Origin of the sequence: Aquiluna sp. KACHI24, from assembly GCF_025997915.1 — a bacterium.
In the GTDB taxonomy this organism is placed as follows: Bacteria; Actinomycetota; Actinomycetes; order Actinomycetales; family Microbacteriaceae; genus Aquiluna.
Genome location: NZ_AP026677.1, coordinates 653,891 through 676,002, shown reverse-complemented (window position 1 = coordinate 676,002; position 22,112 = coordinate 653,891). Strand labels below are relative to the sequence as shown.

Sequence of the window (22,112 nt, the reverse complement as noted above, 5' to 3'; positions counted from 1 at the left end):
CCTGAGTGCTAGAACCAGCAAAAAATCAACCAAATTCCTTGGTTGGTGTGGTTCCATCCACCGCTACAGAAGAGCTTATTCGACAGTTGGTGCCACCACCTGAGTTTGTCAAAGCCCACTTTGAGAACTACCGCCCAGACCCCAATTTTCCCTCACAGCAGGCGGCTGTGGAGCGCTCGAAACAATTCGTAACGGGTCCAGTCAGAAAGCTATTTTCTAAGTCCGAGGCAATCCCCGGTATCTATCTCGACGGTGGTTTTGGAGTTGGTAAAACACACCTATTAGCGTCGATTTACCACGCCTTCTCTGGACGAAAGGCTTTCGGCAGCTTCCTCGAGTACACCTCACTGGTTGGTTACCTTGGTTTCAGCCAAGCAGTTTCGAGCTTCTCAAGCTATGCACTGATCTGCATTGACGAGTTCGAGCTCGACGATCCGGGTGACACCATGCTGATGTCGCGGTTCTTGAAAGAGCTCAGCGAAAAGGGCGTGCGCTTTGCTGCCACCTCAAACACTCCACCAAACGCTCTTGGTCAGGGAAGATTTGCTGCCGAGGATTTCAAACGGGAGATTCAGGGCCTAGGAGAGCGCTTCGAAATTGTCAGCGTCGATGGCGAGGACTATCGTCATCGCGATAGCAGCCAAGACTCTAGGAACCTCAGCGAGCTTGAGCTGAGTGACTGGATTGGCTATCAGGAGGACGGCTTCCTGGAGGATTTCGATGCCCTGCTGGCTCATCTTGGAACCCTGCACCCGACAAAATTCAGGAAACTGATTGACCAGGTTGGTTCGCTTGCGATCAAGAACCTGCACCAGCTGGAGGATCAGGTTGCCGCGTTGAGATTGGTCAGCTTCGTTGATCGTCTCTATGAGCAGCAGATTCCACTGAGGACATCAGGCAAGGTTCCCGCAACCAAAGTCTTCTCTGAGACCATGATTTCAGGCGGATATCGCAAGAAATACCTAAGAGCGGTATCAAGAATCGGCGCGCTCTGCGAGCTTTACTGACCTAGCTAGTCGGCGGTAGTGCTTCCCGCGCCAGCTCGCCAGAAAGCCACCGATGGCCATCGAGATAAGGCTGCCGAAGATAACGGCAAGGGTGGCTTCGGCAAGAACCTCTGGGTTGTTGGCAAAAGAGAGATTTGTCATCAGCAGCGAAACCGTGAATCCGACGCCCGCAATTGCTGCCACCGCCATGAAATCGGGCAACTTCAGACTAAGTCTGTCTTCAGGAGCGGCAAGCTTGTTTGCAAGGTAGGCAAGCACGGTGATTCCAAGGATCTTGCCAACCGGCAGAGCAATTGCGATCGCTGGGAACACCACCGAAACCTCCTCGGCAAAGCTAGGAAGTGCAATGGCGACCGCGAAGAAAGCGAACACTGGTAGCGCAATCGAATTGGTCCAAGGTTGAAGCTTTGCGGTGAGGGAATGAGTCTTCGAGGCTGGGATGATCAAGCCCAACACCACCCCAGCGATAGTTGCGTGAACGCCCGACTGGTAGACCGCATACCAGAGCATTAGGAAGGTAATCACTCGAATGAAATTGATCGGGATTTTCTTCAGCTGCTCGATAGCGCTGTGAGCGAGCGCGATAGCCGATGCGATCAATAGCCACTCGATCTTCACGTCATCGGTATAGAAAACAGCAATGATGCTGATCGCGACAAGATCATCGAATATTGCTAGGGCAAGAAGGAATACTCGGGCTGACTTAGGAAGCCCAGAGCCGAAGATTGCCAGAACCCCCAGGGCGAAGGCAATGTCGGTCGCCGTCGGAATCGGCCAGCCCGTCACGAGCTCAGTTCCCCAGGTGAGTGAAAGGTAGATCAAAGCGGGAACCGCGACCCCACCGATGCCACCCAACACCGGAACCAAGGCAGTCTTGAACTTGCTCAGCACTCCGAGTCGAAGTTCATATTTCAACTCGAGTCCGGCTACCAAGAAAAAGACCGCTAGCAGTAAGTCGGATACCCAGTGCTCAACTGAAAGCTTTAGACCGATCAGTTCGAAACCAATGTAGGAGTGCTTGAAGTCAAGGAAGCCAGACCCGATGGGGGAGTTGGCGATTACCAGCCCTGCAACCGCTGCAGCAAGCAACAAAAGGGCAGCAGACCTATCGCTTTTCAAAACCACTCCTTGGGCATCTTGAAACACAAACGTAACGCAAGGCCGATTTTGTAACCGAGCCGAAACTAACGAAGTGACTGACCGTAATCGGTCGCTCTCAAGATTGTCCCATGGCTGCCGAGGGTTGGCCATTTGATTACTAAAAGTGAGGTGGACATGTTAGGAACCGGAGAACTAGCTTTCGCAGTGCTCTCAACTGCGTTGGTGCTCTTGATGACGCCAGGATTGGCGTTTTTCTACGGCGGTTTGGTGAAGGCCAAGTCTGTCGTGAGCATGATGATGATGAGCTTTGGATCGCTCGCCCTAATCGGAGTCCTCTGGGTGCTCTATGGCTACAGCATGTCTGCCGTCGAGAACCCTACCGACTTCAGCGGTAACCCATTTGCAAGCTTCGGCCTAGCAGGGCTCGACAACGAAGGATTGGTAGGCGCAGCTTACGGAGCGACCTTCGCCATCATTACCGTTGCGCTAATCTCAGGATCAATCGCTGACCGTGCCCGTTTTGGGGCCTGGTTGGTCTTTGCCGGCATCTGGGCAACCGTGTCCTACTTCCCAGTAGCAGCATGGGTCTGGGGCGGTGGCTGGATCATGGAGCTGGGCACCTGGCTCGATATGCCTAGCGTTATCGACTACGCCGGTGGAACCGCTGTTCACATCAACGCTGGCGCTGCAGCACTAGCGCTAGCCATTGTGCTGGGCAAGCGCTTCGGCTTTGCCAAGGGCATCATGCAGCCTCACAACGTGCCACTAGTTCTTTTGGGAGCCGCGCTCCTTTGGTTCGGTTGGTTCGGCTTCAACGTCGGTGCCGAGTTCCTGAACGGACTCGAGAATGCCGGCTTGATCACCGTGAACACCCTCGGTGCCACCTCAGCTGCAATCTTGGGCTGGTTGGCTATCGAGAAGGTAAAGGAGGGCAAGGCGACCTCTATCGGAGCAGCGTCAGGTGCGGTGGCAGGTCTTGTCGCCATCACCCCAGCCTGCGCGAGCATCACCCCTGGCTTTGCACTTCTCCTAGGTGTCATCGCCGGAGCCCTCAGTGCACTGGCAGTTGAGCTGAAGTTCAAGCTTGGCTACGACGACTCCCTTGACGTAGTGGGTATCCACCTGGCAGCTGGTCTGATTGGAACCCTGTACCTGGGCTTCTTCGCAACCGACACAGGTCTTTTCACCGGTGGTGACTACGGTCAGCTTGTGGTTCAGGCCATAGCTGCATTCGGAGTCCTCATCTACGGCTTCCTTGCAGCCTTGATCATCGGATTTGCGATCGAGAAGACCATTGGCTTCAGAGTCAAGTCAGAGGACGAGATTGCAGGCGTTGACCTAGTCGTTCACGGTGAAGCCGCCTACAGCTTCGGCCAGGATCCAGAGCGACGATAGAAAAAAGTAAGAAAAGCGGTGGGAGCAATCTCACCGCTTTTCGCTTTTTTGACAACGAGTTGGAATTATGTGGCATAATTTTCAAGTTCTCTGTCGAGAGCAATGCGGATGTAGCGCAGTTGGTAGCGCATCACCTTGCCAAGGTGAGGGTCGCGAGTTCGAGTCTCGTCATCCGCTCTCAGACACCTGAACGGTGGAGTGGCCGAGAGGCGAGGCAGCGGCCTGCAAAGCCGTGTACACGGGTTCGAATCCCGTCTTCACCTCTCACCACAAAAGACGGGCGATTGGCGCAGTGGTAGCGCGCTTCCCTGACACGGAAGAGGTCACTGGTTCGAACCCAGTATCGCCCACCAGTAACAATAGAGCTCGCCTCACAACCTTCATGCAAAGGTTGAGGCGAGTTTTTACTTGGTTAACAAATCAGAAAGATTTGCGGGGTATTTTTACCCCATGAAACTCTCTCTTCAGCGCCGACTAAGAGTTGGCCTAGCCGCAGTTGCGGCAACCGCACTAGGTGCTCTAACCCTCAGCACCCCCGCCGTCTCAGCTGAGACGTACTCAATTCCAACCGCACCGGCCAAGGTAGCAGTATCCCAAGCTGTAGGTGGCCTCCGTGTCAACTGGACCGGCGTAGATGGCGCTCCAGATGTCACGCACTACATCGTCAGTGCCGGTCAGGGGTCTTGTCCTGTGATCGTCGGCGCAAACTCAAGAAGTGTCTTGATGCCGACCCTGTCGACCAAGTCCGTCACTGTTCAGGTTCAGGCTGTCAATGAGTACGGCATCTCTGCTGCTGCAAAGACCGCTGCGGTAACACCAATCAGCTACTCAACTAAGCACAAGAGTGTTCAGATCCTCCAGCTCAGCGACTTCCATGGTCAGCTAGAGCCAAACAGCAGCTTTGGAGCAGCACTACTAGCAGCCAACTTCAAGGCTGATCGTTCCGCAGTGGCTGGAACTTTCACCGTTTCATCTGGTGACAATATCGGTGCAGCGCCACCAATCTCATCTCAGTTTGCCGAAGTTCCAACCATTGAGGGTATGAACCTGATGGGATTTGATGTGTCCGGATTTGGAAACCACGAGCACGACCGCAATCTCACGCACCTGCGCCAGATGATCCGCAAGTCGGACTTCACCTGGGTTGCATCAAACTACTCGACTCTCAAGGGTCTAGATGCAGGAAACGGCAAGCGTGCAAAGACGTACACCGTCATCGAGCGTGACGGAGTCAAGGTGGGATTCATCGGAATCAACACCTCTCAGACCGTTGAGCAGGTCATGCCGGGCAACCTCGACTTCACCTACGCAGGAAAGAAGGGCACGGTAACTATCACTGACAATGCCCCTGGCATCGACCGTGCGGTTGCTGCCGCGAAGGCTGCGGGCGCACACGTAGTTGTAGCGCTAATCCACGAAGGCTGGAACACCAACCAGGATGGCAAGGCTGTAGGTCCACTAATTGACTATGCCAAGAGCCTGAAGGGTGTTGATGTTGTGCTCGGAGCCCACTCGCACCAGACCTACTCGTCTGTGCACAACGGCAAGCTAACCGCCATGGTTCGCAATGCTGGCGCTCAGTACAACCGACTTCAGGTCTGTGTAAATACCGAGACCGGGAAGGTTGTTGGATCCTCCAACGAGCTGATCACCACGGCAAACGCCAGCGTCAAGACCCCAGATGCCACCACCGCTGCGATGGTCACCCGCTTCAAGAGTTCTCTGAATGCAAAGATGGACGTCAAGGTGGGCCAGGTTCAGGTCTCAACTCCTATCGCAGGAACTCCACCAGTTCAGCGAAGCGGAGAGCATGTTTTCGGTAACTGGTCTGCCGATGTGGTTCGCGCCAAGTACGGCACTGACTTTGCCCTGATGAACGGTGGTGGAATTCGTTCCACCTTCCCAGCAACTACCTACGTTCCGGGAGATAAGTCAATCAAGCGACCAACCGCAGGAAATGCGGAGGGTCCGTGGGATGTATTGCTGGGCGATGTTTACACCATTCACCCATTCGGAAACGTCTTCAGCACCATTGAGGTCACCGGAACTCAGATCTGGGCCGCAATGGAAAACGGAGTATCCCGCTATCCAACCGATGGTCGCTGGCCGCACGTTTCAGGCATGAAGTTCACCGTTGATGTCTCCAAGCCAGTCGGTTCAAGAATCGTCTCGCTGGTTGATCTCAAGGGCAACCCAATCCCGAAGGATGGAACCAAGTTCACCTTGGCTCTGACTGACTTCGTTGCAAAGGGTGGAGATGGATATAACATGTTCGACATCTCCAAGCTCAACGTACGTGACCTTGATGCCGAAGTTTTGGTAGAGGCACTAAAGGCTGATGCTGCAGCTGGCAAGGTAACCCAGATGAAACTTGACGGTCGCACCACTGTGATCGGCAAGTAACAACTGCTAAGCAATAACCCCCGAGGCTTGCCTCGGGGGTTATTTATTTGGTAACTAAGCCTTGAGTTTTAGGACCTTGGCTGTCGCGGCAAGGGTCTTTTTGGCCAGAGCTGGATCAGCATTTAGCTTCTTGCCATAGCCAGGGATTAGCTTTCTGAGCTCGGGCTCAAACTTTGAAAAGTTCTGCGGATAAAACTTCTGCATCACATCTAGCATCACGCTCACACTCACCGATGCGCCCGGTGAGGCACCGAGTAGACCCGCGATTGAAGAGTCCTTGGAGCTGATTACCTCGGTGCCAAACTGCAAGGTGCCACCGCCCTTGGTCGGTTTAATTACCTGAGCGCGCTGACCGGCCTCGTAAAGCTCCCAGCCCTGCATATCTGAGTTTGGAACGAAATCCTTTAGGCTCTGAAGCTTTTGCTTCTTGGACTTCAAGATTTCGGAAATCAAGTACTGGACGAGTGAGAAATTCTTTAGCGCTACCGAGAGGTAGGGAACGATGTTTGAAGGTCTAACCGAGAGCGGAAGATCAAGGATGGATCCGGACTTTAGAAACTTCGGGTTCAGCCCCGCAAATGGGCCAAACAAGAGTGAAGTCTTACCATCAACCACGCGGGTGTCGAGGTGCGGGACAGACATTGGGGGAGCACCGACCGCTGCCTGGGAGTAAACCTTGGCATGGTGCCTAGCCACCACCTCAGGGTTGTCTGTTCGAAGGAAGTGTCCGCTCACTGGGAAGGTTCCGTAGCCCTTGATCTCCGGGATGCCGGCGTTCTGCAGGAGCTTAAGAGCCCAACCGCCAGCCCCGACGAACACCTTCTCGGCCTTGATCAAGCGACCCTGGGCCTTACCGCTAGCGGTTAGACGCCAGGTCTTGTCCTGATACTGGTAGAGCTTCTTTACCTCGGTGCTGGTGAGAACCTCAACGCCCTCGCCCTTGAGCCAGTGGATTAGCTGCTTTGTGATTGCACCGTAATCAACATCTGTGCCCTGGTCGATGTATGTGGCAGCAAATTTCGAGTCTTCACGACCCTCAACAATTAGTGGCGCCCACTTGGCGATCGCCTTTGGGTCTTCGGAATACTCCATGCCGGCGAAAAGAGGTTGATCCTTCAAGACTGTGAAGCGGCGCTTTAGGTAGTCAACGTCTTTCTCACCAGTAACAAAAGTCATGTGCGGAACCGAGCGAATGAAGGTCTCAGGCGAGGAAAGAATGCCTTCTTTTACCAGCGTTGCCCAGAATTGACGAGAAACCTGAAACTGCTCATTGATTGCGATGGCTTTTGATGCATCTGGCAGCGAGCCATCTTTGCTGTCAGGCATGTAGTTGAGCTCACACAGCGCTGCGTGACCGGTGCCGGCATTGTTCCAAGGGTTAGAGCTTTCCTCGGCAACAGAATCAAGCCGTTCAAAAAGAATGATTCTTGCTTCGGGGTTGGTCTTTTTGATGAGTACACCAAGGGTGGCACTCATGATGCCGCCGCCAATGAGCGCGACGTCGAAGCTCTCTACATTTGACACAGCTACTAAGGGTAATGGCTAAGCGAAGACAGTCACGCCTAAAAGGACACCAATTGAGTAAGAAATCACCATGGTCAACACACTCACGATGACATTTCGCAAAATTGACTTTCGTCTTGATGCTCCGCCGCGATCAGCCGCCCACCAGCCTGTCAGTCCAAGCGCAACCACAACCGCAACAACGGTCACCGGAACTCGGTTTTCCTGCCATGGGCCCAAAACTGCGAGCAGGGGGAGCAGGCCACCAGAGGTGAAAGCAACAAACGAGGCCCAGGCAGCAGTCCAGGGGCTTGCTGCAATCTCAAGGTGGTGTCGACCGTAGGCAATTTCAGCATCTCGCTGGGCGCTTACCGATGTGTATTCGCCACCGGCCATGGAAATTGCGCCAGCTGCAAGTGCCGCTATACCGGCCAGTGCGACCGTTGCGCGATCTGCTCCAGCACCTGCGATACCCATGACCACTCCAGCGATTGAAATCATGCCGTCGTTTGCCCCCAAAACTGCCGCACGAAGCCAGTTGAGCTTGTGCTCAAGTTCATGCCTTGATTGTTCCGCCATGTCTGCAGACTACACAGTGTCAAATTGCTAGCACCAGCAAGGTTTACCTAACCAACCTCGGTAGACTTTGGCGGGTTAGGAGTCATCTTGCAGGTCACTATAAATGGCGTCAGCACCGAGTTAGAGCCGGGTGTTGATGGCTTCAAGCTGTTTCAGGACAAGTCCATCATCGCGCTTGAGGTCAACGGAGAACTCAAGGACCTGTCTTACAAACCTCAGTTGGGCGATGCCATCTCGGGTGTCAGCATTGATTCGGACGCCGGGCTCTCAATTCTTAGACACTCCACCGCTCACGTCATGGCACAAGCTGTCCAGGAGCTGTTTGACCCTGCGAAACTCGGAATCGGCCCACCGATCAAAGACGGTTTCTACTTCGACTTCGATGTTGAAGAGCCCTTCAAGCCAGAGGACCTAAAGCGCATTGAAAAGCGCATGAAGGAGCTTGTGGGAAAGTCTCAGCGCTTTATTCGTCGCGAAGTGAGCGATGAAGAGGCCCGAGAGCTGATGAAAGACGAGCCCTACAAGCTCGAACTAATTTCGCTGAAGAGTTCGGATGTTGGTGAGGGTGCCGCAGAGGTGGGTTCCGGGCAGCTTTCGGTCTATGAGAACCTCAATCCTGACGGATCCATTGCCTGGAGAGATCTTTGCCGTGGCCCACACCTTCCCAACACTCGACTCGTGGGTAAGGCGTTCTCCCTGCTGCGCTCAGCTGCCGCCTACTGGCGGGGAAATGAGAACAACAATCAGCTACAGCGTATTTACGGCACCGCTTGGGCCTCACAAGAGGATCACGATGCCTACATGCTGAGACTGGAGGAAGCTGCGAAGCGCGACCACCGTAAGTTAGGTGTTGAGCTCGATCTGTTCTCATTCCCGGATGAAATTGGATCCGGTCTAGCGGTTTTCCATCCTCGCGGTGGAGTCCTTAGGCGTGTCATGGAGGACTACAGCCGCAAGCGTCATGAAGACGCCGGTTATGAGTTTGTTTACTCGCCACACATCACCAAGTCGACCCTGTTCGAGACTTCCGGCCACCTGCAGTGGTATTCGGACGGCATGTTCCCCCCGATGAAGCTGGATGCAGAATTTGATGACCAGGGGCAACTCAAGCGCGCGGGTGCGGATTACTACCTAAAGCCGATGAACTGCCCGTTCCACATTCTGATTTTCCGCTCCAGACAGCGCTCGTATCGAGAACTGCCACTGAGAATGTTCGAGTTCGGTTCGGTGTATCGATATGAGAAATCTGGTGTGCTCCACGGACTGACGCGAGTTCGTGGCATGACCCAGGATGACGCCCACCTATTTGTCACCAACGAGCAACTTGAGACCGAGCTCACTAGCGTGCTTGATTTCGTTCTGGGACTGCTTCGCGATTACGGTCTGAACGACTTCTATCTAGAGCTTTCAACCCGGGATCCGGATAACCCCAAGTTCGTCGGAAGCGATGAAATTTGGGATCGTGCCACCAACACCTTGCGGTCAGTTGCCGAGAGGTCAGGGCTTCAGCTAGTTCCAGACCCAGGTGGAGCGGCTTTCTACGGCCCAAAGATCTCGGTTCAAGCGCGTGACGCTATCGGTCGAACCTGGCAGATGTCTACCATTCAGCTCGACTTCAACCTCCCCGAGAGGTTTGATCTCGAATACGTCGGAAGCGACGGAGAGCGCCACCGACCGATCATGATTCACCGAGCCCTGTTTGGCTCTATTGAACGCTTCTTTGGTGTATTGACCGAGCACTACGCCGGTCACTTCCCACCCTGGCTTGCGCCAGTTCAAGCAGTGTGTATTCCGGTGGCGGATGAGTTTGCCGACTACCTGGAGGACTTTGCAGCTGAGCTCAGGTCACACGGAGTCAGAGTCGAGGTCGATCGTTCCGACAATCGCATGCAAAAGAAGATTCGTGACCACACCCTTTTGAAAGTGCCATTCATGATTCTTGCGGGCGGCAGAGATGCCGAGTCCGGAACCTTCAGCTTCCGCTATCGCGATGGTTCGCAAACTAACGATGTTCCAAGAGCAGAAGCCTTGAAGTTGATTCTGGATGCCATCGAGCAGAAGCGTCAGGTCTAATTGACTGAATTTCTTGAGGGCTTCTCGGCGATGAAGGATAACTTCGAGCGGCTTTGGACTCCCCATCGACTCGTCTATCTACAGACCGGTCAACAACCCCCTGACGAGGACTGCCCGTTTTGCCACGCACCGAACAAGACCGCAGAGGAAGGCTTGGTGGTTTATAAGGGGGAGACCTGCTACGTGCTTATGAACCTCTTTCCCTACAACACCGGCCACCTATTGGTTTGTCCCTACCGCCACGTTGACACTTACGACAAGGCGACGCCGGCAGAAATTGCCGAAATCGGGAAGCTGACTCAACAAGGAATGCGCACTCTGAAAAAAGTGTTCGGCACTCATGGCTTCAATATTGGAATGAACCAAGGCGAGGTGGCGGGAGCGGGTATCGCCTCCCACCTTCACCAGCACATCGTTCCAAGGTGGAAGACCGACGCTAACTTTTTCCCAATCATCGCTCAGACCAAGGCCTTGCCTCGGTTGCTGGGTGAAGTTAGGGAAACAATTGCAAATAACTGGATAACCGAAGCTTAGGATTTAGGCATGTCAGAAGAATTTCTAGAAGCAACCCCACTCGTGAAGCGCGGCCTAGCAGAGATGCTAAAGGGTGGCGTAATCATGGATGTCGTAACTGCGGAGCAGGCCAAGATCGCGGAGGATGCCGGTGCAGTGGCCGTAATGGCCCTCGAGCGTGTCCCTGCAGACATCCGCGCCCAGGGTGGCGTCGCTCGAATGAGTGATCCAGATCTGATTGACCAGATCATCAACACCGTTTCGATCCCAGTTATGGCGAAGGCCCGCATTGGCCACTTTGTTGAGGCACAGGTTCTACAGTCCATTGAGGTTGACTACATCGATGAGTCTGAGGTGCTTTCACCTGCCGACTACGTAAACCACATCGACAAGTGGCAGTTCGAGGTTCCCTTTGTTTGTGGTGCCACCAACCTAGGAGAGGCCCTTCGCCGAATCACCGAGGGTGCAGCGATGATTCGCTCTAAGGGTGAAGCTGGTACCGGCGATGTCTCCGAGGCGACGAAGCACATTCGTACCATCCTCTCTGAGATTCGTGCGCTCTCTGCTAAGACCGAAGAAGAGCTTTACGTCGCAGCCAAAGAGCTTCAGGCTCCTTATCAACTGGTGCGTGAGGTTGCCAAGACCGGCAAGCTCCCTGTTGTGCTGTTCGTAGCCGGCGGAGTTGCAACCCCCGCAGACGCAGCAATGATGATGCAGCTTGGTGCCGACGGTGTCTTTGTTGGTTCTGGAATCTTCAAGTCCGGAAACCCAGCAGCTCGCGCCGCGGCAATCGTGAAGGCGACCACCTTCTACGATGACCCTGCTGTGATCGCAGAGGTCTCCCGTGGCCTAGGTGAGGCGATGGTTGGCATCAACGTGAACGACCTACCAGCTCCACACCGACTTGCGGAGCGTGGCTGGTAATTGCGCATCGGCGTCCTCGCGCTGCAGGGAGACTTTCGCGAGCACCAAAACACACTCACTGAGTTGGGTGTTGAGGCTGTAAAGGTTAGGACTAAGTCCGACCTGGATTCGGTGGATGCACTCGTAATTCCCGGCGGCGAATCCACTGCAATTTCAAACCTCGCCAAAAGCTTTGGGCTGATTGAACCGCTGCGTGAGTTTGCAAAGCAAAAGCCCGTGCTGGGAACCTGCGCTGGATTGATCATGCTCTCGGATGAAGTCGAAGGAGCGATTCAAGGCCAAGAGTTCATCCGAGGTCTACCAATCAAGACTTCCAGAAACGCCTACGGTGGCCAGACTCACTCGTTTGAGGCAGACGTCAGTTTCGACTCTGGCACAGAGCGCGTTGCGTTTATTCGCGCTCCAAAAATCTTGGATGCGGGCAGCGCCGAAATCTTGGCTCGCTTCAACGGCGATGTAGTTGCAGTGAAAAGCGGTAACCTTTTCGGAGCCAGTTTTCACCCCGAAATCACAGGCGCAAAGATTCTCCACAGTCTGTTTGTAGACGCGGTGCGAGAGAGTCAGAACAAGTAACTTAGAGGAACTATGTCCGGTCACTCCAAATGGGCAACCACCAAGCACAAGAAGGCTGCCAACGACGCTAAGCGCGCAAAACTGTGGGCAAAGCTAATCCGTAACATCGAGGTTGCAGCCAGAACCGGTGGTGGCGACATCGACGGCAACCCGACTCTGTATGACGCTGTCTACAAGGCTCGCAAGAACTCAGTTCCAAACGACAACATCGAGCGCGCGATCAAGCGCGGCTCGGGAGCTGATGACGGTTCAGTTGACTACCAAAACATCATGTATGAGGGCTACGGTCCCGGCGGTGTTGCAATCATGATCGAGTGCCTAACCGACAACAAGAACCGCACCGCAGCGGAGGTCAGGCTTGCCGTTACCAAGAACGCGGGAAACATGGCTGATCCAGGCTCGGTTTCCTATCAGTTCGCCCGCAAGGGAATCATTGTCATCAATGGCTCCAACGAGGATGCCATCTTGGAAGCTGCGATTGAGCATGACATTGAAGATGTTGCCCTGGTTGGCGAGTCCCACGTCCTGACCTGCGATCCAAGTTCAATTGTCGCCGTCCGCACCTCACTGCAAAACGCCGGCATCGACTACGAATCAGCAGATGTTGAGTTCGTTTCTTCTTTGAAGGTCGACCTTGACGCCGACAACGCGGAGAAGGTCATCAAACTGATTGACGCAGTCGAAGATCTTGACGATGTGCAGACCGTTTACACGAACATGGACGTATCCGCATCGGTTCTGAGCGAGCTAGAGGCCAGGGGATAAGTGATCATCCTCGGAGTTGACCCGGGACTCACGCGCTGTGGGTTCGGGGTTATCGAGTCCGAGGGCACAAAGCTACTCGACTTTGGGCTATTCACTTCTGAGGCAGGCACCGACCCTCGAGACCGAGTGGGCAAAATTGCCTCCGGTCTAAAAGAGGTTCTAAGTCGACACAGGCCAGAAGTGATAGCGCTGGAGCGGGTTTTTGCACAGGCAAACCTGCGTTCCGTCATGGGCGTGGCGCAGATCTCAGGTTCGCTAATGCAAATGGCCTACGAATTAGACATTCCCCTCCAGTTTTTCACTCCAAGCGAGGTAAAGGCTGCTGTGACGGGAAATGGACGAGCCGATAAGGCCCAGGTTGGTCAAATGGTTGCCAGGCTTGTTGGTCAAGAGATACCCGGCCCACCCGATGTTGCAGACGCGGTAGCGGTTGCAATTTGTGGTGCTAAGCGCGGGGGCGCGACTGGTACGGCGGCTCAAAAGAAGTGGGTTGCTGCCGCAAAGGCTGCCAATCGCAGAATAGGTTAGGGCTGTGATTTCGTCGCTAACCGGAGAGTTGATCTCGCTCAGTCTTGACCGCGCTCATCTGAGCGTTTCTGGCGTGGGCTTTGAAATTGCCATCACTCCGCGACACTCGCTGACCTTGAGGTCGGGGGAGAAAACTACCCTTCACACCAGATTGATTGTTCGAGAAGACGAGCTGTCACTCTATGGATTTCAGTCAAGTTCAGAACGAGAGTTGTTCGATCAACTCGTTTCAGTGAACGGCATCGGTCCCAAACTGGCCCTGGGCGTCTTGGCAGGCATGCCTGAGGACTCACTTAGGTCGGCAATCGCAAATCAAGATGAGGCTGCATTCCGCGCAATTTCAGGCATTGGACCAAAGACAGCAAAACTCATCATTCTTCAACTATCCGGCAAGGTCACACTTGGCAGTGGCAAGTATCCGGCAGTAATGCAGGCGCTTACTCAACTGGGAACAAACGAAGCCAAGGCGCAACAAATAGTCTCTTCTCTTGACGCTGGAATGGATGACTCAAAGGCGTTGAAACAAGCGCTAGCAAAGCTATCCGCTGGAAAGCTAGGCCATAGTGAGTGACGAGGAACGCGAGCTCGAAGCTCGACTAAGACCAGCATCGCTTGGTGAGTTCGTTGGTCAAGCAAAAGTTTCCGGTCAGCTTTCACTGATAATCAACGCATCAAAAATTCATGAGCGTCCGGTTGATCATGTGCTACTCGCCGGACCTCCTGGGCTTGGAAAAACCACCCTGGCGATGATCGTCGCCCACGAGTCCCAGCGACCACTCCGTCTCACGAGTGGACCGGCAATCCAAAGCGCTGGCGATCTGGCTGCGATTCTGTCCGCCCTGCAATTTGGTGATGTGCTCTTCATTGATGAGATCCACCGAATGTCTAGATCGGCAGAAGAAATGCTCTACCTTGCGATGGAGGACTTCAGGGTTGACGTAATGGTAGGCAAGGGCCCTGGTGCGTCCTCAATTTCACTGGAACTTGAGCCATTCACGCTGGTTGGCGCCACCACGCGAAGCGGAATGCTCCCGACACCACTGAGAGACCGGTTCGGCTTCACTGCTTTTTTGGAGTACTACTCGCAGGATGAGCTTGAATCAGTGATCGTGAGTTCAGCAGCCAAGCTGGGTTACGAAATCACCGCTGAGGCAGCAGCGCTACTGGCGTCTCGCTCTCGCGGCACACCGCGCATTGCAAACCGATTGCTGCGTAGGGTGAGAGATTTTGCCCTGGTGAATGGAAGTAGCGCAATCACGGTAGAGCACGTGGTTGAGACAATGCGGATCTTTGAGATTGACCAGGCTGGCCTGGATCGCGTCGATCGACAACTACTGGAACTTCTGGCGACCAAGTTCTCAGCAAGACCGGTCGGGCTGTCAACCCTTGCAGTCGCCCTCGGCGAGGAGCAGGACACCATTGAGGCGGTCATTGAGCCTTACCTCATAAGGCAGGGTCTGCTCCATCGAACCCCCAGGGGTAGGGAGATAACCGAAGCTGGAAAGGCTCACCTGAGCGGCATTCTGAGCTGACGGGCTTTCTCACCTATAATTTCGGGGTATCTGTCGGTAAGGAAAGCTTTTGGATTACATTCTGCTTGGCGTGCTCGCCGCAATGATTTTGCTTCTGGTTAGCCAGAACCGCAAACGCCGCAAGGAGTCTGAAAAACTGCTTTCTAGCCTGACCGAGGGTGCCAAGGTAATGCTGCACTCCGGCATCAAGGGCAGCATTGTTGCTATCGACGGAGATGACCTCGTGGTGGAGACCACTCCAGGCGTCAAACTCACCGTAGTGAAGCAAGCGGTTCGCTCTGTCGAAGCCGCAACTGAGGGGAACTAGTTTTGGAAAGAAGCACGGAACAGTCAGCTAAAAGAAAGCTGACTTGGGTTGCCGGAATCGCAGCCTTTTTTGCAGGTCTGCTGATTTGGGGAAGTGCTAGCGGCCAGGTTGGTGCCTCACTAACCCCAGAGCTAGCTCTTGACCTCCAAGGTGGCACCCAGATCATCCTGACCCCCACGATTTCAGACGGCAGCTCTGCAACTTTGGAGCAACTAAATCAGGCTGCCACCATTATTCGTCAGCGTGTTGACGGATCCGGTGTTGCCGAAGCAACGGTTACTGTCCAGGGCGAGCAGAACATTGTTGTTGCCATCCCGGGAACTCCGAGTGAGACCACTCTGCAGCTGATCAAGGCCAGCGCGCTTTTGGAGTTCCGCCCAGTTATCACCTTCGCAGCCAACACTCCTGTCACGGAGAGTGCAGCGGTTGATTTTGACTCTCTGAGCGACACTCCGGCTACTGAACCAGTCAATGCATCAGATGCTGCTTGGGTCACCGAGCGAGTTCAGGCACAGTTCGAGAACCTCGACTGCACCAAGGCATTCCGCCAGGCTGGACAGGTTGATGACCCAGCCAAGCCGCTGGTCACCTGTGATGAGACCCTGATCTACAAATACGTTCTGGGTCCAGTTGAGGTGCAAGGTCTCAACATTTCTGATGCATTCGCTGGCACCATCACCACAACTACTGGTGCATCAACCAACGACTGGGCCGTAAACCTAGAGTTTGATGCGGCGGGTACTGAGGCTTTTGGATCAGTTACCTCTCGACTATTCGGTCTTCCATCACCACAGAACCAGTTTGCAATCACGCTGGACGGTGTGGTTATCACCGCGCCATCCACCAATGCGGTCATCACTAACGGCCGAGCCCAGATCACTGGAAACTTCACCCAGGAAACCGCAACCGTCTTGGCTGACCAGCTGAAGTACGGTGCGTTGCCGATCGGATTCGAGGTTCAGTCTCAGGAGAACATCTCCGCGACCTTGGGCGATGAGTCTCTTCGCGCAGGCTTGATTGCCGGTCTAATTGGTTTAGTAATCGTGGTGATCTACATGACCTTCACCTACCGCGGTCTAGCCAGCGTTGTTCTCGGCTCGTTGATTGTGGTTGCACTACTTGTTTACCTAGCAATCGCCTTCCTGTCATGGCGACAGGGTTACCGACTATCACTTGCGGGTGTTGCCGGTCTGATCGTCTCGGTAGGTATTACAGCGGACTCCTTCATCGTCTACTTCGAACGTATCCGTGATGAACTTCGCGATGGCAAGTCTCTTGAGGTAGCGGTTGAGGCTGGTTGGAAGCGTGCATTCAGAACCATTTTGGTCTCTGACGCTGTTAGCTTCACGGCAGCAGTCACCCTTTACCTATTGACCAGCAGCTCCGTGCGAGGCTTCGCATTCACCTTGGGTCTAACCACGCTGATCGACCTCCTCGTCGTGGCACTGTTTACCCATCCGATGGTTCAGCTCTTGGCTCGAAACAAGTTCTTCGCATCTGGCCACAAGTGGTCGGGTTTTGACTTGAGTGCAGCTAAGGCCTCATACCGCGGTAGGGGAGAATTCCGAATCGCAACCGGTGTTGCCGAAGACAAAGTCCTCAAGGCATCAAAGGAAGCACAGAAGCGTCAGACAATCGCCGAGCGCAAGGCAGCGGCAGCAAAGGGCAGTGATGAGTAAGTTCAGAGAACTTGGAAACCAGCTTTACTCTGGCGAGCGTTCCATTGACTTCGTTGGTCGTCGCAAGCTTTGGTACGTGATTGCCCTAGTAGTTGTGGTCTTGTCGATTGCCCTGCCTGCAGCGCGCGGTGGATTCAACTTGGGAATCGAGTTCCGCGGTGGTTCAGAGTTCCGACTCACCAACACCCAAGAGCTGCCACAAAGCCTCGCCGTTGAGGCAATTCAGGAAGTTGTTCCTGGTGTTCAGGTGGTAGTGACCGAGGTTGGCGCCAACGACTTGCGCATTCAGACCGAGCAGCTCGCCGACGTCGAATCAGAGGAAGCTCGACTCAACCTCGCCGAGGCCTACTCAGTTGCTTCAGAAGAGGTCGCATCAAGCTTTATCGGTCCAAACTGGGGCGCTGACGTTACTCGTCAGGCATTGATTGGATTGGTCGCCTTCTTGCTGATCGTCTCGATTCTGATGGCGCTTTACTTCCGCTCCTGGAAGATGTCAGCGGCAGCACTTCTTGCGCTTGCACATGACTTGATCATCACGATCGGTATTTACGGAGCAGTCGGCTTTGAGGTAACTCCAGCAGCCGTAATTGGCTTCCTCACCATCTTGAGCTACTCGCTCTATGACACCGTGGTTGTGTTCGACAAGGTCCGCGAGAACACCCTTGAGATTGAGTTCTCCGAGACCAGAACCTTTGGGGAAATGGTGAACCTCGCCGTGAACCAGACCCTGGTGCGTTCGATCAACACCTCTATCGTTGCCGTTTTGCCAGTTGCCTCGATTCTGTTCATCGGTTCGGTTGTTCTTGGAGCGGGCACGCTACGAGACATCGCGCTTGCGCTGTTCGTTGGAACGATTGTTGGTACCTACTCTTCGATCTTCCTAGCGGCACCGGTCTATGTACACCTGCGTGAGCGTGAGCCAGCCTTGAAGGCAGCTGCGGCCAAGGTCTTAGCAACACGCGCGTAAGATTCTTCCTAAGCCCTAGGAGGTCTCATGAGCGATATTGCATCCTCGCTGAGATCTAGGCTGCCGAGAATCTTTACCCGGTCATCTACTGCCTACTCGCAGGACCTGGCGGAGCTAATTCGTATTGTCAGGGCTAACCACCCGAAGGCGGACTCGGCTTTCATTCAAAAGGCATATAAGACCGCTGAATTCCACCACACTGGTCAGAAGCGCAAAAGTGGTGAAGATTACATCACTCACCCGCTTGCGGTTGCAAGGATCCTTGCTGACCTGGGTTCTGGACCAGCGACTATTGCGGCTGCCCTACTTCACGACACCGTAGAGGACACCTCCTACTCGATCGAGCAGGTAAAGTCCGAGTTCGGCGAGGAAGTTGCTCTTCTGGTAGACGGGGTCACGAAACTCGACAAGATGAGCTTCGGAGACTCTGCCCAAGCCGAGACCATGCGCAAAATGGTGGTAGCGATGTCCAAAGACATTCGGGTCTTGGTCATCAAACTCGCTGACCGCCTGCACAATGCAAGAACCTGGGGATTTGTTGCACCGGAGTCTGCTCGACGCAAGGCGCAGGAGACCATCGAAATCTACGCTCCACTCGCTCACCGGCTCGGTATCAGCACCATCAAGACAGAGCTCGAGGACATCAGCTTCGCAGTTCTGTACCCAAAGGTTTACGAAGAGATCGTAAACCTGGTCGGTCAGCGCAACCCATCTCGTCAAGAGTTCACTGAGCGAGTCATCGATGAAATTGAAGAGGAGCTTCGCGAGAACAGGGTCAAGGCGAAAATTGATGGCAGACCGAAGCAGTATTACTCGATCTACCAAAAAATGGTTTTGCGTGGTCGTGAATTCGACGACATTTACGACCTAGTTGGCATCCGAGTGATTGTTTCCAGCGTCCGAGATTGCTACGCAGCACTCGGTGCTATCCACGCAAAGTGGTCGCCGCTTCCTGGGCGGTTCAAGGACTACATCGCTATGCCCAAACTCAACCTTTATCAGTCGCTCCACACCACGGTTGTCGGACCGGAGGGTAGGGCTGTTGAGATTCAGATTCGCACCCAAGATATGCATCAGCGAGCGGAATACGGTGTTGCAGCACACTGGAAATATAAGCAGGGTGCGGGTAAGGCGGAGCAAGAAGTCGACCTGGCTTGGCTCAAGCAGCTGAGCGACTGGCAAGAAGAGACCTCAGATCCCACTGAGTTCCTGGACAACCTCAGGTTTGAAATTGGGGCGAAGGAGCTCTATGTCTTCACCCCTAAGGGCAAAGTGGTCGGTCTGTCATCAGGCTCCACTCCAGTTGACTTTGCCTATGCCGTCCACACCGAGGTAGGTCACAAAACCATCGGCGCGAAGGTGAATGGCCGATTGGTTCCGCTTGAGAGCAAGCTGCAGGCCGGTGATGTGGTTGAGATTCTGACCTCCAAGTCTGAAAGTGCGGGCCCAAGCAAGGATTGGTTGAACTTTGTAGGTTCTCCTCGTGCCAGGGCAAAAATCAAGCACTACTTCACCGTTGAACGCCGCGAGCTAGCCAGCGAAGAGGGTAAAGAGGCGCTCACCAAAGGTCTTCGCAAGCAAGGGCTCCCACTCCAGCAGATTCTCAACTCAGACGTGATCCTAAAGATTGCGCAAGAGCACAAGCTCGCCGACTCTAACGCCCTCTTCACCGCACTGGGGCAGGGCCAAATCTCTGTCACCAGCGTTATTGAGCGCATCAAGGTAATCCAAGGTCTCAACCCTGATCCGGATACCGAAGAGATCCCGATTCAGGCTCCGAAGTCCCTGCGTGGTCCAAGGAACCCAAACCAAGGGGTATTGGTCAAGGGCTCACCTGATGTTCTAACCAAGATGGCCAGATGCTGCACGCCTGTACCGGGGGATGAGATCACCGGTTTTATTACCCGAGGCGATGGAGTTTCAATCCACAGAACCGATTGCAAGAACGTGGGGTCTTTGAACAAGGACCGAGTCGTGGAGGTGAGCTGGTCGGAGAACTCCAGGGGAGTCTTCATGGTTCAGATCCAAGTCGAGGCCTTAGATCGATCTGGACTACTCTCTGACATCACCAGAGTGCTATCAGAGAACCACGTAAATATCTTGAGTGCTTCGGTTTCAACTTCTAGGGATCGGGTTGCACTCAGTCGCTACGTATTTGAGATGGGGGACCCTTCTCACCTTGACCACCTGCTAAACCAGGTGCGACGAATTGAAGCGGTTTACGACGTTTATCGTGTAAAGAGCAACTAAGAGACCTAGTCGACAGCCTTCTGAGCAGCTTCTAGCCACGCCTTTCGAGCATCAATCTGCGCCTGCAGGTCCTTCTTCTTGGCTGCTGGTGCCTTAGCCAGCTCGGCCTGAAGTTCTGCAATGACAGCCTCTAGCTGGGTAACCAAGGAGTTTGAACGAGCCTTAGCAGCTGGGTCGGAACGACGCCACTCATCAGCCTGCGCCTCAGAGATGGACTTCTCAACCTTGCGAAGGCGCTCCTCAATGGTTTTGACCTGATCGCGTGGAACGTGGCCGATTTTCACCCAACGAGCTTGGATGTCAGACAGTGCTGACTTGGCCTTCGCAAGGTCCTTAACATCAATCTTCTCCGCCTCAGTTAGCAAGGCCAACTTGGCCTGCAGGTTCTCCTTCTGAGAAACTGCCAGCTCAGCATCTTTAGCTTTCTTGTCGCTGAAGATTGCATCTCCGGCAGCTCGGAAGCGAGCCCAAAGGGCATCCTCAACCTTGCCTGCCTTTGGAGCAGCCTTCCAGGCATCCTGGAGCTTGCGGTACTCGTTGGAGGCATCGCCACCCTTTTGAACTAGGGCCTCGGCCTGCTCAACCAGCTTGCTCTTAGCGCTCTTTGCCTCTTTGAACTTAGAATCCAAGCTGGCAAAGTACTGGCGACGGCCGGTCTCGAACTTGGCTCTTGCCTGCGAGAAACGCTTCCAAATCGGGTCGGTGAGGTTCTTGGCAACCTTTGGTCCATTCTTCTGAAGCTCCTGCCAAGCCGTAAAGAGATCGGTCATCTCCTGAGCAGACTTCTTCCAGTTGATGGACTGCAGATTTGAGACTATTTGCTCGGCCTTTGCGGCAATTTCTTCCTTCTTTGCCATAGCCTCGGCAATTGCACCCTCGCGCTCGGCCTTCAGCTTCTCGGCGGCCTGGTCGATGGTTGGAGCGAGCTTTGCCAGACGATCACGAAGGTTCTGCAGGTTACCCACGGCCTTTGGCTCAACAAGCTCGGAAGCGATGTGGTCATGCGCGGTCTTCAGGCTCTTGGCGTCAGTAACGCCGGACGCAATTCGCTGCTCAAGAATGCGAAGTTGTGCCTCTAGGTCTTCAAACTTTCGAACGAAGTAGCCAAGGGCCTCTTCTGGAGAAACATTCGGATACTGACCAACCTGACGCTCAACGCCTGCATCGATAACAAAAACATTGTTCTCTGCGTCGACGCGACCAAACTCGTTGCTAGACAATCTGTTTCTCCTTGGGATTGAGGTTTTACTCTACCGAAATACCGCTCATCAAAACCGGCTCGAGGGGACTTCCATCACTAGAGCCATCGGTGGTGCCCTTGGCTGCAATCGCCTTCACGGCATCCAGGCCTGAGGTGACCTTACCCATGATGGTGTAACCACCAGCGATGTCAGAAGGAATCATCGACTCGTCGTAGACGATGAAGAACTGGGAACCCATCGATGAACCGTCACCGCCCTTGCGAGCCATTGCGATCACGCCCTCGGCATAGGTGTCGTCGGATGGGGCATTTTCGATCGGACCGAAGCTGTAGCCAGGGCCGCCGGTGCCATCACCAGCAGGGTCACCACACTGCAACACGAAGATTCCTGCGGTGGTGAGACGGTGGCAGCTCACATCTTCATAAAATCCGTCCTTTGCCAGGGTGACGAAGTTTGCAACTGCCTGCGGCGCTAGGTCGCCCGAAAGCTCGAACTTGACCTCCTGGCCATTTAGCGAAAGGGCACCGTTCCAGACTCGGTTCTCAGAAAGCGCAGGATCTGGGGCCAATGAAGCAGTGTCGGACTCGGTCGAGGCCTCTCCGTCAACCAGGTCATTCACCGTTGGAACAAAGCCTGGTCCGAAATTGAAATAGACCAACTGTCCCGCAAAGGCGATTACCAGGGCGGCTGCAGCTGAAATAAGTGCAAGGCGGTTGTCCTTGGGAGCATTCTCGGCGCGGCGCTTGACGAGCTCCTGCTTTGCTTGGAACGCAGCTAGCTTTTCGTTGTTTTTCATGAAAACCTCACAGTG

The 22,112-nt window shown here is 54.3% G+C and carries 20 protein-coding genes and 3 tRNA genes; 18 read left to right on the top strand and 5 right to left on the bottom strand.

Annotation, left to right across the window (positions count from 1 at the left end; genetic code table 11):
• Positions 1-5 precede the first annotated feature (5 nt).
• Positions 6-1,007, top strand: coding sequence for a cell division protein ZapE (gene zapE / locus OO713_RS03460; protein ID WP_264786321.1), 1,002 nt, complete (start codon positions 6-8; stop codon positions 1,005-1,007).
• Here the strand turns inward: zapE and nhaA are convergent.
• Positions 975-2,126 carry a Na+/H+ antiporter NhaA gene (gene nhaA / locus OO713_RS03455; protein ID WP_264786320.1) on the bottom strand — a complete coding sequence of 384 codons (1,152 nt, stop codon included), beginning with the start codon at positions 2,124-2,126 and terminating at the stop codon, positions 975-977. The two genes, zapE and nhaA, sit on opposite strands and share 33 nt — an antisense overlap.
• Positions 2,127-2,282: 156 nt before the next feature.
• On the opposite strand from nhaA, the gene OO713_RS03450 reads away from it, so the two are divergent.
• The 5 genes from OO713_RS03450 to OO713_RS03430 all read left to right on the top strand — a co-directional run bounded on the left by OO713_RS03450 (position 2,283) and on the right by OO713_RS03430 (position 5,906).
• Complete coding sequence (locus OO713_RS03450) at positions 2,283-3,503, top strand: ammonium transporter (RefSeq protein WP_264786319.1); 1,221 nt, start codon at positions 2,283-2,285, stop codon at positions 3,501-3,503.
• A gap of 104 nt (positions 3,504-3,607) precedes the next feature.
• Positions 3,608-3,680 (top strand) — tRNA-Gly (locus OO713_RS03445).
• Positions 3,681-3,695: 15 nt separating this feature from the next.
• Positions 3,696-3,766 (top strand) — tRNA-Cys (locus tag OO713_RS03440).
• A 15-nt stretch (positions 3,767-3,781) separates the two neighbouring features.
• A tRNA-Val gene (locus OO713_RS03435) sits at positions 3,782-3,856 on the top strand.
• A gap of 97 nt (positions 3,857-3,953) precedes the next feature.
• Positions 3,954-5,906, top strand: a complete 1,953-nt coding sequence (locus tag OO713_RS03430; protein ID WP_264786318.1) for a 5'-nucleotidase C-terminal domain-containing protein — start codon at positions 3,954-3,956, stop codon at positions 5,904-5,906.
• 54 nt (positions 5,907-5,960) lie between these two features.
• On the opposite strand, the gene mqo is transcribed toward OO713_RS03430, so the two are convergent.
• Complete coding sequence (mqo, locus tag OO713_RS03425) at positions 5,961-7,430, bottom strand: malate dehydrogenase (quinone) (protein WP_264786317.1); 1,470 nt, start codon at positions 7,428-7,430, stop codon at positions 5,961-5,963.
• Between the two features lie 18 nt (positions 7,431-7,448).
• A complete protein-coding gene (locus tag OO713_RS03420; protein WP_264786316.1) occupies positions 7,449-7,988 on the bottom strand; it encodes a VIT1/CCC1 transporter family protein in 540 nt (179 codons plus the stop codon).
• An 87-nt stretch (positions 7,989-8,075) separates the two neighbouring features.
• Between OO713_RS03420 and thrS the strand changes: the two genes are divergently transcribed.
• Genes thrS through OO713_RS03360 form a run of 12 tightly spaced genes read left to right on the top strand, consistent with a single transcriptional unit; the run spans position 8,076 to position 20,099 of the window.
• Positions 8,076-10,061, top strand: coding sequence for a threonine--tRNA ligase (gene thrS / locus OO713_RS03415; RefSeq protein ID WP_264786315.1), 1,986 nt, complete (start codon positions 8,076-8,078; stop codon positions 10,059-10,061).
• Positions 10,062-10,091: 30 nt separating this feature from the next.
• Positions 10,092-10,595 carry an HIT domain-containing protein gene (locus OO713_RS03410; protein WP_264786434.1) on the top strand — a complete coding sequence of 168 codons (504 nt, stop codon included), beginning with the start codon at positions 10,092-10,094 and terminating at the stop codon, positions 10,593-10,595.
• 9 nt (positions 10,596-10,604) lie between these two features.
• Entirely contained in the window at positions 10,605-11,498 is an 894-nt protein-coding gene (gene pdxS, locus OO713_RS03405) for a pyridoxal 5'-phosphate synthase lyase subunit PdxS (protein ID WP_264786314.1), read from the top strand.
• Entirely contained in the window at positions 11,499-12,071 is a 573-nt protein-coding gene (gene pdxT, locus OO713_RS03400) for a pyridoxal 5'-phosphate synthase glutaminase subunit PdxT (RefSeq protein ID WP_264786313.1), read from the top strand. It abuts the gene before it with no gap.
• A 12-nt stretch (positions 12,072-12,083) separates the two neighbouring features.
• Positions 12,084-12,836, top strand: coding sequence for a YebC/PmpR family DNA-binding transcriptional regulator (locus OO713_RS03395; RefSeq protein WP_264786311.1), 753 nt, complete (start codon positions 12,084-12,086; stop codon positions 12,834-12,836).
• Complete coding sequence (locus OO713_RS03390; protein WP_264786310.1) at positions 12,837-13,364, top strand: crossover junction endodeoxyribonuclease RuvC; 528 nt, start codon at positions 12,837-12,839, stop codon at positions 13,362-13,364.
• A gap of 4 nt (positions 13,365-13,368) precedes the next feature.
• On the top strand, positions 13,369-13,935 hold the full coding sequence (ruvA, locus tag OO713_RS03385) for a Holliday junction branch migration protein RuvA (RefSeq protein WP_264786308.1): 567 nt from the start codon (positions 13,369-13,371) through the stop codon (positions 13,933-13,935).
• The gene (gene ruvB / locus OO713_RS03380; RefSeq protein ID WP_264786307.1) at positions 13,928-14,896 is read left to right on the top strand and encodes a Holliday junction branch migration DNA helicase RuvB; all 969 of its coding nucleotides are present in this window, start codon (positions 13,928-13,930) and stop codon (positions 14,894-14,896) included. Before ruvA ends, ruvB begins: the two co-directional genes overlap by 8 nt.
• 49 nt (positions 14,897-14,945) lie before the next feature.
• Positions 14,946-15,203, top strand: a complete 258-nt coding sequence (gene yajC / locus OO713_RS03375) for a preprotein translocase subunit YajC (RefSeq protein ID WP_264786306.1) — start codon at positions 14,946-14,948, stop codon at positions 15,201-15,203.
• 2 nt (positions 15,204-15,205) lie between these two features.
• Complete coding sequence (gene secD, locus OO713_RS03370; RefSeq protein ID WP_264786305.1) at positions 15,206-16,882, top strand: protein translocase subunit SecD; 1,677 nt, start codon at positions 15,206-15,208, stop codon at positions 16,880-16,882.
• Entirely contained in the window at positions 16,875-17,849 is a 975-nt protein-coding gene (gene secF / locus OO713_RS03365; protein ID WP_264786304.1) for a protein translocase subunit SecF, read from the top strand. The genes secD and secF overlap by 8 nt, the downstream gene beginning before the upstream one ends.
• A gap of 27 nt (positions 17,850-17,876) precedes the next feature.
• Positions 17,877-20,099 (top strand): bifunctional (p)ppGpp synthetase/guanosine-3',5'-bis(diphosphate) 3'-pyrophosphohydrolase, encoded by a 2,223-nt coding sequence (locus tag OO713_RS03360; RefSeq protein WP_264786303.1) that lies wholly within the window; start codon positions 17,877-17,879, stop codon positions 20,097-20,099.
• A gap of 5 nt (positions 20,100-20,104) precedes the next feature.
• Here OO713_RS03360 and OO713_RS03355 read toward each other — a convergent pair whose 3' ends face one another.
• Positions 20,105-21,319: a DUF349 domain-containing protein gene (locus OO713_RS03355; RefSeq protein WP_264786302.1), complete on the bottom strand. Its 1,215-nt coding sequence runs from the start codon at positions 21,317-21,319 to the stop codon at positions 20,105-20,107.
• Between the two features lie 25 nt (positions 21,320-21,344).
• The gene (locus tag OO713_RS03350; RefSeq protein ID WP_264786301.1) at positions 21,345-22,097 is read right to left on the bottom strand and encodes a peptidylprolyl isomerase; all 753 of its coding nucleotides are present in this window, start codon (positions 22,095-22,097) and stop codon (positions 21,345-21,347) included.
• Between the last annotated feature and the right edge of the window lie 15 nt (positions 22,098-22,112).

Excerpts from the sequence above, each read along its gene's own strand:
- OO713_RS03450 (WP_264786319.1), top strand. The coding sequence starts at position 2,283 with ATGTTAGGAACCGGAGAACTAGCTTTCGCAGTGCTCTCAACTGCGTTG.
- OO713_RS03430 (WP_264786318.1), top strand. The coding sequence starts at position 3,954 with ATGAAACTCTCTCTTCAGCGCCGACTAAGAGTTGGCCTAGCCGCAGTT.
- OO713_RS03420 (WP_264786316.1), bottom strand. The coding sequence starts at position 7,988 with ATGGCGGAACAATCAAGGCATGAACTTGAGCACAAGCTCAACTGGCTT.
- OO713_RS03410 (WP_264786434.1), top strand. The coding sequence starts at position 10,092 with ATGAAGGATAACTTCGAGCGGCTTTGGACTCCCCATCGACTCGTCTAT.
- pdxS (WP_264786314.1), top strand. The coding sequence starts at position 10,605 with ATGTCAGAAGAATTTCTAGAAGCAACCCCACTCGTGAAGCGCGGCCTA.
- OO713_RS03395 (WP_264786311.1), top strand. The coding sequence starts at position 12,084 with ATGTCCGGTCACTCCAAATGGGCAACCACCAAGCACAAGAAGGCTGCC.
- secF (WP_264786304.1), top strand. The coding sequence starts at position 16,875 with ATGAGTAAGTTCAGAGAACTTGGAAACCAGCTTTACTCTGGCGAGCGT.
- OO713_RS03360 (WP_264786303.1), top strand. The coding sequence starts at position 17,877 with ATGAGCGATATTGCATCCTCGCTGAGATCTAGGCTGCCGAGAATCTTT.
- OO713_RS03350 (WP_264786301.1), bottom strand. The coding sequence starts at position 22,097 with ATGAAAAACAACGAAAAGCTAGCTGCGTTCCAAGCAAAGCAGGAGCTC.